At 62.6% G+C, this 222-nt stretch carries 1 protein-coding gene; it reads left to right on the top strand.

Annotation, left to right across the window (positions count from 1 at the left end; all coding sequences use genetic code 11):
• On the top strand, positions 1-222 hold a 222-nt coding region (locus FNJ47_RS49375), incomplete at both ends, for an MFS transporter (RefSeq protein WP_163163923.1).

The following is a 222-nucleotide window of genomic DNA, read 5'->3' as shown; positions in this document are numbered from 1 at the left end:
TCCTGCCGCAGTACCTGTCGCGCATCCAGGGCTACAATGCCGAGCAGATCGGCATGGTGCTGGCCTGGACCGGCCTGCCGCAGCTCCTGCTGATCCCGCTGGTGCCGCGGCTGATGCAGCGCTTCGACCCCCGCATTGTCATCGGTATCGGATTTGCGCTGTTCGCCGCCTCCAACTTCATGAACATCTACATGACCAACGACTACGCGGCCGATCAACTGC

Source organism: Bradyrhizobium uaiense (assembly GCF_010811875.1).
In the GTDB taxonomy this organism is placed as follows: Bacteria; Pseudomonadota; Alphaproteobacteria; order Rhizobiales; family Xanthobacteraceae; genus Bradyrhizobium; species Bradyrhizobium uaiense.
The sequence above is the reverse complement of the archived record's forward strand: the minus strand, read 5'-3'. Positions and strand labels throughout refer to the sequence as shown.